Annotated in this window: 15 protein-coding genes, 1 tRNA gene and 1 pseudogene; all 17 read right to left on the reverse strand. The window is 42.4% G+C overall.

Features of this window, described 5'->3' with window-relative positions:
- Positions 1 to 3 precede the first annotated feature (3 nt).
- A complete protein-coding gene (locus PCY12_RS05450; RefSeq protein WP_301351943.1) occupies positions 4 to 726 on the reverse strand; it encodes a pseudouridine synthase in 723 nt (240 codons plus the stop codon).
- Between the two features lie 223 nt (positions 727 to 949).
- Positions 950 to 1,180 carry a GlsB/YeaQ/YmgE family stress response membrane protein gene (locus PCY12_RS05455; protein WP_000580445.1) on the reverse strand — a complete coding sequence of 77 codons (231 nt, stop codon included), beginning with the start codon at positions 1,178 to 1,180 and terminating at the stop codon, positions 950 to 952.
- Positions 1,181 to 1,189: 9 nt separating this feature from the next.
- A complete protein-coding gene (locus PCY12_RS05460) occupies positions 1,190 to 2,431 on the reverse strand; it encodes an aminopeptidase (RefSeq protein ID WP_033676074.1) in 1,242 nt (413 codons plus the stop codon).
- A gap of 21 nt (positions 2,432 to 2,452) precedes the next feature.
- Complete coding sequence (locus tag PCY12_RS05465) at positions 2,453 to 2,605, reverse strand: hypothetical protein (protein ID WP_301351945.1); 153 nt, start codon at positions 2,603 to 2,605, stop codon at positions 2,453 to 2,455.
- Positions 2,606 to 2,618: 13 nt separating this feature from the next.
- Positions 2,619 to 3,296, reverse strand: coding sequence for a hypothetical protein (locus tag PCY12_RS05470; protein WP_301351947.1), 678 nt, complete (start codon positions 3,294 to 3,296; stop codon positions 2,619 to 2,621).
- A gap of 37 nt (positions 3,297 to 3,333) precedes the next feature.
- The gene (locus tag PCY12_RS05475; RefSeq protein ID WP_301351949.1) at positions 3,334 to 7,725 is read right to left on the reverse strand and encodes a PolC-type DNA polymerase III; all 4,392 of its coding nucleotides are present in this window, start codon (positions 7,723 to 7,725) and stop codon (positions 3,334 to 3,336) included.
- A gap of 103 nt (positions 7,726 to 7,828) precedes the next feature.
- Positions 7,829 to 9,910: an elongation factor G gene (gene fusA / locus PCY12_RS05480; RefSeq protein WP_000090345.1), complete on the reverse strand. Its 2,082-nt coding sequence runs from the start codon at positions 9,908 to 9,910 to the stop codon at positions 7,829 to 7,831.
- 278 nt (positions 9,911 to 10,188) lie between these two features.
- The gene (gene rpsG, locus PCY12_RS05485) at positions 10,189 to 10,659 is read right to left on the reverse strand and encodes a 30S ribosomal protein S7 (RefSeq protein ID WP_000087873.1); all 471 of its coding nucleotides are present in this window, start codon (positions 10,657 to 10,659) and stop codon (positions 10,189 to 10,191) included.
- A gap of 19 nt (positions 10,660 to 10,678) precedes the next feature.
- Positions 10,679 to 11,092 (reverse strand): 30S ribosomal protein S12, encoded by a 414-nt coding sequence (rpsL, locus tag PCY12_RS05490; RefSeq protein WP_001142332.1) that lies wholly within the window; start codon positions 11,090 to 11,092, stop codon positions 10,679 to 10,681.
- Between the two features lie 313 nt (positions 11,093 to 11,405).
- On the reverse strand, positions 11,406 to 12,005 hold the full coding sequence (locus PCY12_RS05495) for a response regulator transcription factor (protein ID WP_301351950.1): 600 nt from the start codon (positions 12,003 to 12,005) through the stop codon (positions 11,406 to 11,408).
- Between the two features lies 1 nt (position 12,006).
- The gene (locus PCY12_RS05500; RefSeq protein WP_301351952.1) at positions 12,007 to 13,104 is read right to left on the reverse strand and encodes a sensor histidine kinase; all 1,098 of its coding nucleotides are present in this window, start codon (positions 13,102 to 13,104) and stop codon (positions 12,007 to 12,009) included.
- Positions 13,104 to 13,841 (reverse strand): ABC transporter permease, encoded by a 738-nt coding sequence (locus PCY12_RS05505; RefSeq protein WP_301351954.1) that lies wholly within the window; start codon positions 13,839 to 13,841, stop codon positions 13,104 to 13,106. Before PCY12_RS05505 ends, PCY12_RS05500 begins: the two co-directional genes overlap by 1 nt.
- 1 nt (position 13,842) lies before the next feature.
- Positions 13,843 to 14,727, reverse strand: a complete 885-nt coding sequence (locus PCY12_RS05510; RefSeq protein WP_301351956.1) for an ABC transporter ATP-binding protein — start codon at positions 14,725 to 14,727, stop codon at positions 13,843 to 13,845.
- A complete protein-coding gene (locus tag PCY12_RS05515; RefSeq protein WP_301351958.1) occupies positions 14,714 to 14,908 on the reverse strand; it encodes a hypothetical protein in 195 nt (64 codons plus the stop codon). Before PCY12_RS05515 ends, PCY12_RS05510 begins: the two co-directional genes overlap by 14 nt.
- Complete coding sequence (locus PCY12_RS05520) at positions 14,905 to 15,111, reverse strand: hypothetical protein (protein WP_301351960.1); 207 nt, start codon at positions 15,109 to 15,111, stop codon at positions 14,905 to 14,907. Before PCY12_RS05520 ends, PCY12_RS05515 begins: the two co-directional genes overlap by 4 nt.
- A gap of 463 nt (positions 15,112 to 15,574) precedes the next feature.
- Positions 15,575 to 16,852, reverse strand: a pseudogene (gene ltrA / locus PCY12_RS05525) (group II intron reverse transcriptase/maturase).
- Between the two features lie 726 nt (positions 16,853 to 17,578).
- Positions 17,579 to 17,652 (reverse strand) — tRNA-Pro (locus PCY12_RS05530).
- Between the last annotated feature and the right edge of the window lie 52 nt (positions 17,653 to 17,704).

Here is a 17,704-nt window from a genome sequence, read left to right on the forward strand (position 1 = left end):
AAATTAAATAATATTAGCGCGGAGAATTTCTAATTCTTCCTTGGTCAAGCGACGCCATTCCCCTCGCTGCAAGTTCTCATCCAATACTAAAGTTCCCATAGTCAAACGTTGCAAGTCTACTACTTCCTTGCCACAGTAGCCCACCATACGCTTGACCTGATGAAACTTCCCTTCTGCAATGGTCACACGAATTTGACTTTGATTTTTTTCTGGATCTATGGACACGAGCTCCAGTTTAGCAGGCTGACAAGTAAAATCTTTGAGAGGAACTCCCTTGGCAAATGTCTCCACATCTTCTTGGGTCATAATTCCCTTGACCTGAGCCAGATAGGTCTTTTCCACATGACGCTTTGGCGAAAGAAGAGCATGGGCAAGCTGGCCATCATTGGTCAAGAGTAGAAGACCATGTGTATCAATATCCAAGCGTCCTACTGGGAAAACTTCCTTGCTCTGAGCAATATCATCCAGCAAGTCCAGAACGGTTCTGTGCTTGGGATCCTCAGTCGCTGAGATAACTCCTTTGGGCTTGTTCATCATGTAGTAGACAAACTCTTCATACTCCAACACTTGCCCATCAAAGCGAATCTCATCTCTTTCTTCATCAATCTGCAATTTAGCTGACTTTTCTTTTTTACCATTTACCGTCACGCGCCCAGCCTTGAGCAAGTTTTTGACCTCAGTCCGGCTCCCCACAGCGCAGGCAACTAAAAATTTATCTAATCTCATAGAACTATTATATCATACTCAAAAGGAGGCTGGTACAATGACCAACCTCCTTTTCGTTTCATACTCTTCAAAAATCTCTTCAAACCGCGTCAACGTCGTCTTGCCGTATGTATGTTACTGACTTCGTCAGTTCTATCTACAACCGCAAAGCAGTGCTTTGAGCAGCCTGCGGCTAGTTTCCTAGTTTGCTCTTTGATTTTCATTGAGTATCAGATTTAAGAAATTAACTTCCTCGTCTCCAGAAAATCGCTAAGACAATCATGGAACCTAGTACTGCCGGAATAATGGCAGTTCCTGCTATTATCGGCCCCCAAGTCCCAAAGAGCAAATGCCCTATAAAGGCACCAATCCAGCCTAGAAACATTTTTCCAAAACATCCCATTCGCTCTCCACGATTGGTCAGAGTACCTGCTAAAAATCCCACTAGGAGACCAACAAACATACTTCCTATCATTTTGACTCCTTAATTTGCCCAATCTCCGTTACGGAAGAGTGGTACACGTGTCCCATCCTCACGGATACCATCGATATCCATTTGGTTAGAACCAATCATAAAGTCTACGTGAACATCTGAACGGTTAAGCCCCGCAGCTTCAAGCTCCTCTTCGCTCATCTCCGCTCCACCAACGACGCTAGTCGCATAGGCTGCACCAATAGCCAAGTGGTTTGATGCATTTTCATCGAAAAGGGTGTTAAAAAAGGTAATGCCTGACTGAGAAATTGGGCTTGGATCTGGCACCAAGGCACATTCACCCAAGGCACGCGCACCCGCATTTTCAAAGACAAGGTCTTTCATGACCTGATCACCCTTCTCAGCTGAAATATCCACGATTTGTCCATCCTTAAAAGTCACCTTAATGCCTTCAATGATATTTCCGTTGTAGCTAAGCGGTTTTGTAGAAGTGACATAACCATCTGCACGACGGAAGTCAGGTGCTGTGAAGACTTCCTCTGTCGGCATATTTGGCAAGAATCCTTCGCCCTGTGCATTGATAGCACCAGCTGATTCCCAAACGTGGTTCTTTGGCAAACCAAGTGTCAAATCTGTCCCTGGCGCTGTGTAGTGAAGGGCTGAAAATTGCTCTTTATTAAGCATATCAGCCTTGCTCTTGAGGATAGCTGCATGCTCTTCCCAAGCCTTAACAGGATCTTCTTCGTAGACACGGCAAGTTTTGAAAATTTGGTCCCAAAGGAGATCGACTGCTTCTTCGTCGCTCGCAGCATTTGGAAAGACTTTCTTAGCCCACTCAAGTCCAGCAGCAGCCGCTACAGTCCAGCTAACCTTGTTGGATTGCGTTGCGATGCGCATTGGCTTCATAGCAAGTCCCATAGCTTTAGCAGAGGCTGATAGCTTGTCAGCATCCACACCGTTCAAGGCACCTGGATCAGATGAACGAACTCCAAGACGGCTAGCCTTGTTCTCCAAAAGATAGTTCATCTCAGCAATCTTGTATTCTGGCACATTGTCCAGACGCTCCATCGGCGCATGGAGGAATTTCTCACGGTTAATCACATCATCTGTCCACTGAACAATAACCTCATGCGCACCCAAAGCATAAGCTTCTTTGACGATTAAGTGAGCCAACTCACGTTGCTCCACATCGATAGAGAGAGCCAAAGTGTGACCAGGTTGCACGTTGATTCCATTCGCAACCAACAATTTCGCATATTTTTCTAGATTTTCTTTAAAATTTGGTAAAACCATTCTGTTTTCTCTTTTCTATTTTTATTTTTCTTTCAAAGCAGAGAATAATCCTGCTAAAGCAATGGCACCTGACAAGAGTACTGTTGATAGAAGAATTGTACGATCAGCAAGTTCTAATTGATATTCAAATACCTTCTCAGCCGGCTTATCTTCCGCGAATATTCTTAGTTTCATGAAATGTCCTTTCTTATTCTTCATGCTCTCCTAGGTAGAGGAGTCGTGCCTCTGGACTATTTGTGAGGATATCTATATAGGTTTCATAGTCATCAGGTAGAGGCTTTCCTAAAGAGATATCTTGTTCTGGATTTATATTTTTTCCATAAAGAAAGCAAAGATAGAGACGTTCGTTGAGTGTTGGAAATACTTCAATAGACATAAATTCAGCCTGACCTACCCGATCCCAATCCTGTTCTTTGATATCTGATATGATATAGGATTGGAAGAGTCCCATAAGTGGATTATCTTCTGGTAGTCCACTATCTTTATCCGCCAGAACCAAAGAACAACATCTACCAAAACCAGAAAGTTGGCGCTCCCTTCCCTTTACCGAAACAGTAATAGGATGTCCTCCAATATGGCTATAAATCCATTCTTTAGGCAGTTCATAATCTAACAGGGGGGTAACTTCTTTGACAATCGCTACAGGACTATAGCGTAGAAACTGGCGAGTAACAGCCTTACAAAAGAGGATATCTTCCTCTTTCAAGGTCACACCCTTCCAGTTATTTTCCTCATTAAAATGGTTGAAAAATACCAGATAGGGATCACGCACCATTTGTGCTAAGATATAAACGCCATTTCGTAAACATATAGAAATAACTTTCCCTGATTTCCAGGGTGTTGCTCTTTTTTTCTTTTCCATCATGATACAACCTCAAACCTACACAAGACATTTCAAACTTTTAAAACAACTCATCAAACAAACTCAACTGGTTATCCTCTGGCATATTGCCCAGAATCCCCATTTCATCCATCTTTTCAACCAATGTTGATGAGAGTCCACCACGCTTGCGTAGTTCTGTTTTAGAGAGGAATTCTCCCTCTTCACGCGCTCGCACCAACTGCTTAGCAACGTTCTCTCCCAGACCATCCATTGCTACAAATGGCGGAATGAGGGTATCCCCATCGATGAGGAACTCTGTCGCCTGACTACGGTAGAGATCGAGTTTACCAAACTTGAAACCACGTTCCCACATCTCATTGACAATCTCAAGAGTTGTATAGAGATCAATCTCCACATTAGAGGCCTCATTGTTCTTCCGTTTTTCAGAGATTTCTTCCATTCTTCGCTTGATAGCATCCAAACCTGCACCCATAGTCTTGATATCAAAAGCCTTAGCACGAATGGAGAAGTAAGCACAGTAGTAATAAATGGGATGGTGAACCTTGAAGTAAGCTACACGCAAGGCCATCATAACGTAGGCTGCCGCATGAGCTTTAGGGAACATGTACTTAATTTTCCCACAGGATTCGATATACCACTCTGGCACCTTATTAGCTTTCATGGCTTCGATGTAGCCATTGCGTTCCTCTTCGGAAATCTTGAGCCACAAGCCCTTACGTACCCGTTCCATAATGGTAAAGGCCATCTTAGGTTCGAGACCAGCATGCATGAGGTAAACCATGATGTCGTCCCGACAACCGATAACAGTCGATAGATCCGCTATTCCTTGCTTAATCAAATCTTGGGCATTGCCCAGCCAAACGTCGGTACCGTGGGACAACCCTGACAACTGAAGCAATTCTGCAAAGGTCGTCGGATGGGTTTCATCGACCATGCCTCGGACAAAGTTTGTTCCAAACTCTGGAATCCCCAGCATGCCCGTAGGCGTTCCGATTTGCTCAGGTGTTACCCCTAACACATCCGTCCCAGAGAAGAGGGCCATCACGCCTTCGTCATCCATAGGGATTTCATTAGGATCAATCCCAGACAAGTCCTGGAGTTTTCGAATCATGGTCGGATCATCATGTCCCAGCACATCAAGTTTGAGGACATTCTCATCAATATCATGGAAGTTAAAGTGAGTCGTCTGCCATTCAGCCGTCACGTCATCTGCTGGATACTGGACAGGCGTAAAGTCGTAAACATCCATGTAGTTCGGAATAACAACGATTCCTCCCGGGTGTTGTCCTGTTGTCCGCTTGACACCAGCAGCACCTTGGGCAAGACGTTCCACCTCTGCATCACGATAAAACTTTCCATAATCTCGCTCGTAACCCTTGACAAATCCATAGGCAGTCTTGGCAGCCACCGTACCAACCGTTCCTGCACGGAAGGCGTATTCCTCGCCAAAGATATCACGTACATCCAAATGGGCGCTAGGTTGATCTTCTCCCGAGAAGTTCAAGTCAATATCAGGAACCTTGTCTCCATCAAAACCAAGGAAGGTTTCAAACGGAATATCCTGTCCGTTTTTACTGAGTTTATGACCACAGTTTGGACAATCCTTATTGGGCATATCAAATCCTGAACCATAAGAACCATCGGTGATAAACTCGCTGTATTGACACTGACCACAGACATAGTGAGGAGAGAGAGGATTAACCTCCGTAATCCCAATCATGGTCGCAACGAAACTAGATCCTACAGACCCACGAGAGCCAACCAAGTAACCCCGTTCATTGGAACGTTGAACCAGCATCTGCGAGGCCAGATAAATCACAGCAAATCCATTCCCCAGAATGGAAGTCAATTCTTTTTCAATCCGCAAATCAACAATATCTGGCAGCGGATTTCCATAAATCTCAAAAGCTTTCTTATAAGTCAACTCAGCGACCGTTTCTTCAGCCTTATCGATGAAAGGCGTGTACAAGTCCCCCTTAACAACCTCAACAGGTTCAAAGATTTCTGCCAAGGCATTGGGATTTTCAATAACCAGTTTACGTGCCAGTTCCTCTCCCAAGAAAGCAAATTCATCCAACATCTCATTGGTCGTTCTAAAATGAGCCTTGGGAAGAGGTGCTGGTTGGGCATGTTCGCCATGACCAATAGTCCGGTTAATCATAGCCCCCTGCCCCAAACTACGGACGATAATTTCACGATAAATCTCTTCTTCCGGTTCGATATAGTGAACATTTCCCGTAGCCAGAACAGGCTTGCCAAGGCGGTCGCCGACCTCTATCAAACTCTTGATGATGGTCTGGAGTTCCTCCATATCCTTGACCTGCTCTTTAGCAATCAAGGGCGCATAGATAGCTGGTGGCATGACCTCGATAAAGTCATAATACTTGGCCACCTCAACCGCCGCATCCACACCTTGGGAAACAACCGCATCAAAAACTTCACCTTCTGAACAAGCCGACCCCAAAATCAAACCTTCCCGATGAGCATCTAGAACTGTTCTCGGAATCCGTGGCACCCCTTCAAAGTACTTAGTATTAGACAAGGAAACCAGCTTAAAGATATTTTTTAGTCCTACTTGATTCTTGACATAGATGGTCGCATGCTTGATCCGAGCTTTTTTATAAGAATCTGGACTAATCAAATCAATATTAAGTCTAACTAGATCGGTCACACCATGTTTTTCTGCTACCTCTTTGATAAAGATGAAGAGCAGACGACCAGTAGCTTCCGCATCGTAGTTGGCCATGTGGTGATGTTCTAAGGCCACACCAAAACGCTTGGTCAAAGGTCCCAAACCATGACGCTTATACTCAGGATAGAGGTTTCTAGCAAACTCCAGTGTATCAATAACTGGCTGACTAATCTTTGGAAGAGCATGACGCTCATAATTGGCATTCATAAATCCAACGTCAAAGGTGGCATTGTGGGCAACTAAGACTGTATCCTTGCAGAATTCTTGGAATTCTTGCAGAACTTGTTCCAGTGGTTTGGCATTTTTTACATGATCATCTGTAATTCCAGTCAACTCAGTAGTAAAGGCTGACAAGGGATGCCCGGGATTAATAAATTCATCAAATTCGGCAATGACATTCCCCTTGTACATCTTAGAGGCCGCAACCTGAATCAAATCATTATAGATGGCTGATAGCCCCGTCGTTTCCACGTCAAAGACCACATAGGTTGCTTCGGACAAGTCCATCCCCACTTCGTTATAAACGATAGGGACACGGTCCTCCACGATATTGGCTTCCATACCATAGATCAGCTGGATTCCCGCTTTCTTAGCCGCCTTATAGCCATGTGGGAAGGACTGGACATTTCCATGATCCGTGATGGCAACCGCCTTGTGTCCCCACTTAGCAGCTGTCGCAACGATTTCTTCTACCTCTGGCAAAGCATCCATAGTCGACATGTTAGTATGAGCATGAAACTCAACCCGACGCTCACCTTCTGGCATCAAATCCTTCCGCTCATAGTGAACAACTTCCTGCACATCCTGCACATTCATAGTCAAATCGCGTGTGAAGTTATTCATCTCCACATTCCCACGCACTCGGAGCCAAGAATTCTTCTTGATAAGGTCAAATTTCTGGGCCTCTTCCTCATTTTTAACCCACTTTTGCATAGAAAAACTTGAAGTGTAGTCCGTCATTTTAAAGTTGATCAAAACACGCCCTGTTCTGGTCACTTTTTGCTCCACATCAAAAACAACCCCTTCAAAGACCAGACGATTTTCCTCCGTCGTCACTTCAATCATAGGAGTAATCTCCACCTTGTCCAACTTCGGTTTAGCTGCAGCTTTTTTAGCTTGAAAATCAAAGGCTGGTTTCTCTTCAGCTGGAGGAGGTGCCATCTGTTCTAGTTGTTCCATAGCACGAAGCGCTTCCTCATTGGCAGCTTGAACAATCTGCTCATTTTCAGCATGAAAGGCTTCCTCTTGCTCTTGGGTCAGGACATCATTTTTCTCTACTTGACAGTTAAAAATTGGAAAACCAAACTTCTTAAGTTGTTTGGCTAAATTAGGAAGGTGATTTTTCTTAAAATGTTCCTTATCAATCGCCTCTGAGCCCTCAATAAATAGCTGATTGCCCTCCGCACGAACTCGCAAATTCTGATAAAGGGACCTAAAACCTTGACTAGCACATGGCCCCTCAGAAAAAGCCTCCCTATAGTAGGCCTGCAAAAGCTGGTTTGAAAATTCTTGAGAGCGAGCCTTGATTTCAAAAACAGCTTTATTGCCTGTCTTAGAAAATTCTTCCCTCAAACCTTTCTTTAATTCTAAAAAGATTTCAATCGGTAAAATATTAGAAAATACGAAATGAAACTCCCATACCTTACTAATTTTATGAACCACAACTCGCTCAATATCAGCCTGTGATAAAGCAGGATCCTGTCTCATTTCAGCAGACATCCCCAGTTGATTCATCAAAATTTCAAAACTGTTTGACATTCATTTTCCTCACATTATTCTCCTACTATTTTACCATATTTAGAAGTATTTTCTAAAGACAAAAGGAAGCCACTAAGTGACTTCCTTCTAGAGCGAGGACTGATTAGTCTTCACCTTTGTTTTTCTTAATGATTTCTTCTTGTACTGACTTAGGTACATCTTCGTAGTGGTCAAATACCATCATGAATGTACCACGTCCTTGAGATGCAGAACGAAGAACTGTTGCGTAACCGAACATTTCAGCAAGTGGAACGTAAGCACGAACGATTTGGCTGTTACCGTGTGCTTCCATACCATCTACACGTCCACGACGAGCAGTTACGTGCCCCATAACATCACCAAGGTTTTCTTCTGGAACAGTGATTGTTACAAGCATCATTGGCTCAAGGATAGCTGGTTGTGCTGATTTAGCAGCTTCTTTAAGAGCAAGTGAAGCCGCGATCTTGAAGGCAGTTTCAGATGAGTCGACATCGTGGTATGAACCATCGTAAAGCTTAGCTTTAACGTCAACCATTGGGTAACCTGCAAGAACACCGTTAGCCATAGATTCTACCAAACCTTTTTCAACCGCTGGGATAAATTCACGAGGAACCACACCACCGACGATTGCGTTTTCGAATTCGAATCCTTTACCTTCTTCATTTGGAGTAAATTCAATCCATACATCACCAAATTGACCTTTACCACCAGACTGACGTTTGAAGAATCCACGTGCTTGAGTAGAAGCGCGGAATGTTTCACGGTAAGATACTTGAGGAGCACCTACGTTCGCTTCAACTTTGAACTCACGACGCATACGGTCAACAAGGACGTCAAGGTGAAGCTCTCCCATACCTGAGATAACTGTTTCACCAGTTTCAACGTTTGTTTCAACGCGGAATGTTGGATCTTCTTCAGCCAATTTTTGAAGGGCGATACCCATCTTGTCTTGGTCAGCTTTAGATTTTGGCTCAACCATCAATTGGATAACTGGTTCTGGAACGTTGATTGACTCAAGGATGATTTTAGCTTTTTCATCTGTCAATGAGTCACCAGTTGTAGTATCTTTCAAACCAACGGCAGCAGCGATATCACCTGAGTAAACAGTGTCGATTTCTTGACGGCTGTTAGCGTGCATTTGAAGGATACGTCCGATACGTTCACGTTTACCTTTAGAAGTGTTCAATACGTAAGAACCTGATTGAAGCACACCTGAGTAAACACGGAAGAATGTCAAACGACCTACGAATGGGTCAGTCATGATCTTGAAGGCAAGAGCTGCAAATGGCTCTTCGTCAGATGCTGGACGAGTTTCTTCAGCGTCTGTATCTGGGTTAATACCTTTGATCGCTGGGATGTCAAGTGGGCTTGGAAGGTAGTCGATAACCGCATCAAGCATCAATTGAACACCTTTGTTTTTGAAGGCTGAACCACACAATACTGGGAAGAATTCAACGTTGATAGTCGCTTTACGGATACCAGCTTTCAATTCTTCGTTGGTGATTTCTTCACCTTCGAGGTATTTCATCATCAATTCTTCGTCAGTTTCAGCAACTGCTTCGATCAATTTTTCACGGTATTCTTGAGCTTGGTCAAGATATTCAGCTGGGATGTCTTCTTCAAGGATATCTGTACCAAGGTCGTTCGTATAGATTTCAGCTTTCATCTTGATCAAGTCGATGATACCACGGAAGTCATCTTCAGAGCCGATTGGCAATTGGATTGGGTGTGCATTTGCTTGAAGACGATCGTGAAGTGTGCTTACAGAGTAAAGGAAGTCAGCACCGATTTTGTCCATTTTGTTGGCAAATACGATACGTGGAACTCCGTACTCAGTTGCTTGACGCCAAACTGTTTCAGTTTGAGGCTCAACACCTGATTGTGAGTCAAGAACGGTAACCGCACCATCCAATACACGAAGAGAACGTTGTACTTCGATTGTGAAGTCCACGTGTCCTGGTGTGTCGATGATGTTTACGCGGTGGTTGTTCCATTGAGCTGTTGTCGCAGCAGATGTGATCGTGATACCACGTTCTTGCTCTTGCTCCATCCAGTCCATTTGTGACGCACCTTCGTGAGTTTCACCGATTTTGTGGATTTTACCAGTGTAGTAAAGAATACGCTCAGTAGTTGTTGTTTTACCGGCATCGACGTGAGCCATGATACCGATATTACGAGTTTTTTCAAGTGAAAATTCGCGTGCCATGAGGTTTGTTTCTCCTATTTATTTTTGATTTCTATTCTATTATAACACGATTTTAATAAAAACGGATAGGCAGGACCTACCCGTTCTCAATGTTTTCATGCTATTGTTGGTTTCAACTTACGAGATGGTAAGTTGAGTTATAGCTAATACTAATCGATTTAGCTAATTTGAACTCGGGCTAAAAGCTCGGAAAATAGATAAGCTCTCCTAGAATCTTCGATTCTTCGTCAAGCTTCCTAATTTTCAGTCGCTTTTCTAACGCCCTTAGTATCTTAATCTTACCAACGGAAGTGTGCGAATGCACGGTTAGCTTCAGCCATACGGTGAGTGTCTTCACGTTTCTTAACAGCTGCACCAGTGTTGTTAGCAGCATCCAAGATTTCTTTTGCAAGACGGTCTTGCATTGTGTGTTCACCACGAAGACGAGCAATTGTTACCAACCAACGAAGTCCAAGTGTTGTACGACGTTCTGGACGAACCTCAACTGGGACTTGGTAGTTAGAACCACCAACACGACGTGCACGTACTTCAAGTACAGGCATGATGTTTTCCATAGCTGTTTCAAATACTTCAAGTGCATCGTTGCCAGTAGCTTCTTTGATTTGCTCAAAAGCACCGTAAACGATTGAAGCAGCTGTACCACGTTTACCGTCAAGCATAACGCGGTTGATAAGACGAGTAACTAGTTGTGAATTGTAAAGCGGATCTGGCAATACGTCACGTTTTGGAGCTCTATTTTTACGACTCATTTCTCTTTATCCCCTTTCCTTATGCTTTTGGACGTTTGGTACCGTATTTAGAACGGCCTTGTTTACGATCGTTAACACCTGCAGTATCAAGTGCACCACGGACGATATGGTAACGTACCCCCGGAAGGTCTTTTACACGTCCACCACGAAGAAGCACCACGCTGTGCTCTTGCAAGTTGTGTCCGATACCTGGGATGTAGGCAGTAACTTCGATAAGGTTGCTCAAACGTACACGAGCGAATTTACGAAGGGCTGAGTTAGGTTTTTTAGGTGTCATTGTTCCAACACGAGTTGCAACACCACGTTTTTGTGGTGAAGAAACGTTTGTTTGAACTTTTTTATGACTGTTGTAACCAACGTTCAAAGCTGGTGATTTAGATTTTTCTACTTTTGATTTACGCGGTTTGCGAACCAATTGGTTAATTGTAGGCATCTACATTCTCCTGTGTTTTTTATTTTTGGTGATGATACACTTGGTGACAGCTATCATCTGTGTGTACTTTTGCAACATTTGTCAGCACGTCCCTGTACACTCTTGAGAGACCAAAAGTAAAAAGTACCGTCTATTATTGTAACAAAATTTTCCCTTGGTTGTCAAGATATTTTTCTTTTTTATTGTTAATTTTAGCTCTTTTGTAGTGTTCCCTAAAAAAAGAAAAGGGAGGAATCCCACCCTCCTAAAGTTAGTATTGTTCCATTCAATCCCATCAATTTTAGCACATAATGGTTTTCGAGATATGATAGTATCACAACCAACCAGATTCTTTTGCGACATTAGCTGCCTCTGTTCGATTACCTGCATCTAGTTTTGAAAGAATATTGGTGACATAGTTTCGGACGGTTCCGTTGGATAGATAAAGTTTGTCTGCAATTTCTTGGTTAGAGAAGCCCTGAGCGATTCCCTCTAAAACAGCAATCTCTTGTTCTGTCAACGGATTGGGATGCATCATCACCACTTCCATCAATTCAGGCGAATACTCCTTGCCTCCTTCGAGGACAGTGTGCAAGGTTTGCATGAGGTCTGCAATGCTTCGTTCCTTTAATACATAAGCATCCACTCCAGCCTTGACCGCACGTTCAAAATACCCTGGGCGCTTGAAGGTCGTCACCACAACCACCTTTGTTTCTAGATTTTCTGCTCGTATCCACTCCAAGACTTCAAGACCTGTCTTAACAGGCATCTCTACATCAAGAATGGCAATATCTACGGACTCTTTTTCTAAGAGTTGGATTGCTTCTTGCCCATTCTTGGCTTGTAAGACAGACTCTACATCTGCTTGAAAGGCAAGCAACTGGCACATAGCATCTCGCAACATACTTTGATCTTCTGCAACAAGTAGTTTCATCTTAGTTTCTCTCCTTATAAGGTAGTCGAACCTGAACTTCTGTCGGTTGTTTCCAACTAATTACCTTTACTTCTCCCGAAAATGGAAGAACACGATCTCGAACTGTATGGAGGTCATCCCCCTTTATAGAAGTAAAGCCACAGCCATCATCTCTCACTGTTAGAATGAGTTCTTTCTCTGTCCGTTCTAATCTTAAGTAGACTTTAGACGCTTTAGCATGTTTGATGATATTGGTCACCAACTCAAGCAAAATCATGGAGGCCGTTGACTCCAATTCCTGAGTAAGGCTAGCTGTATCTAGTTGATTAGCTATTTCCACCTCAATTCCAGCAATTTCTAACATCTTTTTCACAGTCTCTAGTTCGGATGTCAAAGTTCTAGACTTAAGATTTTCCACAATGGTTCGCACTTCACGCATTGATTCTTTGCTAATTTGCTGTAGTTCTCTTAATTCCTTTTCCACCTGTGGATAAGCCTGTATTTGAAATAACTGCAAGGCTAGATCAGTTTTAACACTCAGCATAGCAAAGGTATGCCCCAGACTATCATGCAAATCTTGACCGATACGACTGCGTTCATTTTCAGCAAGCAATAGATTTATCTGGGCATTTTGCTTAGCCTGTGCTTCTTTCAAATCCTCCACAATCCGAATCCGAACCAAGCCAAAAGTCATTAAATCGACAAAAGCAAGAATTACAAGTAGATAGAATAGAAACTCAACTTCAATTCTCTGAAAAATCAAAAGTTGGCCCACAACAAGGACTTGAGCAAGAAGAAAAGTCCAGACATGTAAAGACTTTAAACCACCTACGCTGAAATGATAACTTAAGAGATTGGATAGGAAAAAGAAAAACCAGATATAATTAACAGCAACAAAGGCAGTATTCCCAACTACATAAGTCAGCATGAGGCCCCAATATAGCCAAGATAGGCGCTGGCTCTTAGTTGTTAAAACACCCAAATACGCCACTACAAATAGAATATCAATCAATAAATGCCAGGCAGAAAGCCACCCAGTCACTACAGGTAGGATGGGGAAAATCATAAAAATTAAACTGGCCCAAAACATATAGTGTATGCTTTTCAGTCTTTCAAGCATTAAGCATTCTCCTTATGACCTTGAAGGTAAATGGTCAAACCAAACAAAACTGCTGAAAAAACAAGTAGATAAACTGTGGCTGATAGATTGATGCTACCCTCGTTTAAGAAGGTCTTGAGCAACTCCATCAACTGATAAGTTGGTAGGCACTTCCCGATTGCTTGCATCCAGTCTGGAAATAAAGAGATGGGCATCCAGAGTCCACCTAAAACAGCCAAGCCTAGATAGAGAAGATTGCCCACGACAGACATCAGCTGACTAGTTGGTAAGAGCGTCAAGGTCAAGCCAAGCGCTACAAAAGCAATACTTCCCATAATCAGCAAAATCGCAGCTCCAACCCAGCTTGCTAGAGGTATGTCCACACCTCTTACAAAATGCCCAACTGAGAAAACCACCAAGATTGAAACCAAATAATCAACCAGCATACTTGTTATCTTTGATAGATAATATTCTACCATATTTACCGGAGTATGACGCAATGTTTTCTGCCAGTTGTTGATTTTATCTGTATGTAAAACAGCTGGGAATGAAAACATAGCTGTCGACATCATGGAAAAGGCTGTCATGGAGATGAGGTAATCACGCATAAAATTAGCTGGTCCACCAGGTGTGTCCTGGTACATGCCTGAAAAGAATAAATAGAAGGCTGTCGGCATCCCTACTGATAATAAATAATAAACTAGTTGCCGTTTGGTCAATAGAAATTCTATCTTATTTAATGCGATCCATCGTTTCATCTTAGTCATCTCCCTTTTGTGTTTCTTCAAAGATTGTATCCAACAAGCTACGATTATTGACTTCAATTTCTTGAATCCTACATCCTGCTTGCACTAACAGTTGCCAAAAAGCATCCGCTTCACGTGTAACTACTTGCAAAGCATCTTGTTTTTGTGACCAGTTTTCAACCAAGTTAGACTGCTCAATGACTTCCTTGTATGCCAGAGGAAGGATAAAATGCTTTTCAATTCCCTCACTACGCATAGCTAGAGGCGTCGTATCACGAATCAACTCTCCCTTATTTAAAACCAAAATCCGGTCAGCCGTATGCTCTACCTCTTCAATATAATGAGACGAATAGAGAATGGTGACTCCTTGCGCTTTTAGGTCCCGAACAATTTCCCAAAAACGTTGACGGGTAGAGGTATCCATGGCAGCAGTTGGCTCATCTAAAAAGACAAGCTTCGGTCGCCCAATTAAGGTCAAGACAAAAGAGAAAAGACGCTTTTGTCCACCTGATAATTTTTCTGCGAATTGCTCTTTTTGTTGCTGGTCAAACTGCAATAGTTGGTCGATTTCCTGGTTGCTCAAGGGATTTGGATAAATACGTTGAAAGAAAACAATCAACTCTTTGACCTTTAGTTTCTGAACGATGACATTTTCTTGAGGCAGATAACCTCTAATATAGTCTAACTGAGAACTCGTCACTGACAAGCCTTGGATGGATACTTGACCGCTTGTGACCAGTTTATCTCCAAGCAGACAGTCCAAGAGTGTGGTCTTACCAGCACCATTGGGCCCAATCAAGGCGACGCATTCACCTTCAGCTACCTCAAAGGAAATATCCTTCAAAATAGCCTTGCCATTGATGTTTTTCTTTAGGCTTTCTACCTTAATCATGATCATGATATTCTCCTTTCAGCCACTCCTTTCCCATAGGAAAGGCGATAAAAATCATAAATCCCAGTCCCCAGGCACCACGGATGAATTGGTGAAGCAAGGTTTGGTCAAACCAACCTGTAAACATTTCCACTAACCATACCAAGAGGGACAGGCCGATAAAGAAATAGATGATCCCTCTTTTCATTCCTCAAACTCCTTTTTCACATCTCTTACTAATTTCAAACCTTCTCTGACAAGCCAAGACATCATTCCAAAGCCAGCAAATAACTCCCAAGGAAAATGGTAGAAATCTTCATCCAATCCCGAAAACATGAGATAGGTCATAACTCCTGCTACTACTAAACTCACTGCGATAATCATTTTATTTCTCATCTCTTTTTCCTCCATTTGATACTACAATTATAGTCTTTTGAAATCAGAGGAGATAGAAGCTTCTGTCACTAGAAAATATGACAAATGTCATAAAAAATTCTGTTCAAAACAAGCAAGATACACTATACAATAAAACACAATTAGAAAAATCTAAGGCAGCTTCCTCAAAAGAAATATCAAATCCAATTCACACTATAATGTAAACTAATACTCAATTAAAATCAAAAAGAGCAGAAATGTTTACAATGCAAACACATATATTATGCGTACAACAAAAAAACTAGTCTATTGTTTTCTTAAAAATTTGTAAGAATTATAAAATCTGTTAAATTTCAATGTGGATACCTAAACTACGGTATTTATTGAAAAGACTGGAGACAAAAAGTATACGCTGCCAAAATGAATTACTGAAAATCGAGTAGGGAATAATCTCTAGCCCCTCTCACACCACCGTACGTGCCGTTCGGCATACGGCGCTTCAACTAACTTTTAACGCATGTCGTTCAAGGTAATAATCCAAACACGAAACCAGTCCACGTTTTTCAAGGACTGGTTTTGATATAGCACGTTTAAGTACCGACTTCTGAGCTACTAATTGGTAGTGGTCGCCCCAGCCAGATACCTTATCTGCTATCCATTTAGGAACTCCTAACTTAAGCAATCCCCATAATCGTCTCGATTTCTTCTTCCATTGCTTCCAGATAATCACTCGTAGGCGAGTACGCAAGCGCTCATCTATGCTAGCGACTATGCGCTTCATATTTCCCAGCGAGAAATAGTTTATCCATCCTCGAATAGACAAATTCAGTTGCTCAATACGTCTTGTTAAGTCTATACTCCATTTCCTCTGTGTTAGTTTCTTCAATTTAAGCTTAAATCTCCGAACACTATCTTGATGGGGACGACTTTTCCAACCATCTGATGATTTCCAGAACCCAAAACCTAGATATTTCAACTCTCTTGGTCTGGTAATCTTAGTCTTGGTCATGTTTACTTTCAAACCTAGTCGTTTCTCAATAAAACGACTGACTGAATACATCACACGCTTAGCGGCTGCCTCGCTTCCGACCGTAATCACACAATCATCTGCGTAGCGCACAAATCGAAGTCCCCTCTTTTCTAATTCTTTGTCCAATTCATTAAGCATAATATTGGATAAGAGAGGAGATAAATTTCCTCCCTGTGGTGTACCAACTAGCGTTTTATGACGCTGACCATTAATGATAACACCTGAATGAAGATACTTACGAATCAAGGATTCCGTATCTCCGTCTTCGATAATGTTATGTACTAAGGACATCAATCTATCTTGAGGAACTGTATCGAAAAATTTCTCTAGGTCTATATCCACTATCCACTCATAGCCGTCATTTAAGTACTCTAAGAGCTTTATGATGGCTTTTTCACATGACCTATTTGGTCTGAAACCATAACTCATATCTGAGAAATGGGGTTCACAAATAGGGCTAATGACTTGAACAATGGCCTGTTGAATCATTCTATCCATAACTGTTGGAATTCCTAGTTGACGGATGCCTCCGTTTGGTTTAGGAATCTCAACTCTAAGAACTGGTTGAGGCTTATATTTTCTCTGTTTTATCAGTTCCTTAGTCAAGCGCCAATTTTGTCTGAGATGATTATCCATCTCTTCGATAGTAATTCCATCAATCCCAGCTGAGCCCTTATTGGATTTTACTTAATTGTAGGCTTCAAGCATATTTTCGCGTGATAATATCTTATCTAACAATTTTGACATGTGCGTATTCCTTTCTTGTTTTGGTGCCTAAGGGACATCTTATATTGGTGAACCTTCATCTAGTCAATACGTGACAGAGTCCAGTTCTATCAGACCGCTCGTTTTACAGACACAAGTGAAGTAGGATTACTTCGAACTGTCGTTTTCTCTTTCTAGCGACAGACCTCAAACAGTCTCTCCCCAGACTGTTTGAGTATTCTCCCCTTCGCTCCACTTCCATTACAGAAGTTTCTTCACTACTATGGGTTCGGCTGACTTCTCATGATTCGTTGTTACTACGCATTCAGCGCTCATGAGACCTCACGGGATAAGTCGTACATCTTTCCTCGTTTACTCTCGTGATTTACGCATATAGGTTACGACTACCTTTTTGGACTTTAGAGTTTGAAAGCCCCCTTATCCGCTATATACGCCTTACTATCACGTTCCTGTTCGTAGAGCCACGATTTCGCTATCCCTTCCTCTAACGATTCTTATTTCCAGCGTCAGACTTAAAACGGTCTATCCCCAGACCGTTTTAATCCGCTACCTCACGATAGTCAGGCTTGGGAATCGCTATTGGGTTCACCGGTAGCGGGTGCCCACAGAGGACTTACACCTCAGATATACGACATGCTCGTCGTACTTCAAAAAAGACCTTGATTTCTCAAGGTCTAATACTATTATATCAACCTACTACAGTTGACAAAGAAGAAAAAAAGATATCTTAAGTATCCAGATAATTAATCGGGAAGACAGGATTCGAACCTGCGACACCTTGGTCCCAAACCAAGTACTCTACCAAGCTGAGCTACTTCCCGAGTTAAATAGAAAAATGCACCCTAGAGGAGTCGAACCTCTAACCGCCTGATT

This window comes from Streptococcus sp. SPS1 (genome assembly GCF_030439915.1).
Lineage (GTDB): Bacteria > Bacillota > Bacilli > Lactobacillales > Streptococcaceae > Streptococcus.

Coding starts and splice junctions, on each gene's coding strand:
- PCY12_RS05500 (WP_301351952.1), bottom strand. CDS start 13,104: ATGCTTGAAAGACTGAAAAGCATACACTATATGTTTTGGGCCAGTTTA.
- PCY12_RS05455 (WP_000580445.1), bottom strand. CDS start 1,180: ATGATAGGAAGTATGTTTGTTGGTCTCCTAGTGGGATTTTTAGCAGGT.
- PCY12_RS05460 (WP_033676074.1), bottom strand. CDS start 2,431: ATGGTTTTACCAAATTTTAAAGAAAATCTAGAAAAATATGCGAAATTG.
- PCY12_RS05470 (WP_301351947.1), bottom strand. CDS start 3,296: ATGATGGAAAAGAAAAAAAGAGCAACACCCTGGAAATCAGGGAAAGTT.
- PCY12_RS05450 (WP_301351943.1), bottom strand. CDS start 726: ATGAGATTAGATAAATTTTTAGTTGCCTGCGCTGTGGGGAGCCGGACT.
- rpsL (WP_001142332.1), bottom strand. CDS start 11,092: ATGCCTACAATTAACCAATTGGTTCGCAAACCGCGTAAATCAAAAGTA.
- PCY12_RS05505 (WP_301351954.1), bottom strand. CDS start 13,841: ATGAAACGATGGATCGCATTAAATAAGATAGAATTTCTATTGACCAAA.
- PCY12_RS05475 (WP_301351949.1), bottom strand. CDS start 7,725: ATGTCAAACAGTTTTGAAATTTTGATGAATCAACTGGGGATGTCTGCT.
- PCY12_RS05495 (WP_301351950.1), bottom strand. CDS start 12,005: ATGAAACTACTTGTTGCAGAAGATCAAAGTATGTTGCGAGATGCTATG.
- PCY12_RS05510 (WP_301351956.1), bottom strand. CDS start 14,727: ATGATCATGATTAAGGTAGAAAGCCTAAAGAAAAACATCAATGGCAAG.
- PCY12_RS05465 (WP_301351945.1), bottom strand. CDS start 2,605: ATGAAACTAAGAATATTCGCGGAAGATAAGCCGGCTGAGAAGGTATTT.
- PCY12_RS05520 (WP_301351960.1), bottom strand. CDS start 15,111: ATGGAGGAAAAAGAGATGAGAAATAAAATGATTATCGCAGTGAGTTTA.
- rpsG (WP_000087873.1), bottom strand. CDS start 10,659: ATGAGTCGTAAAAATAGAGCTCCAAAACGTGACGTATTGCCAGATCCG.
- fusA (WP_000090345.1), bottom strand. CDS start 9,910: ATGGCACGCGAATTTTCACTTGAAAAAACTCGTAATATCGGTATCATG.
- PCY12_RS05515 (WP_301351958.1), bottom strand. CDS start 14,908: ATGAAAAGAGGGATCATCTATTTCTTTATCGGCCTGTCCCTCTTGGTA.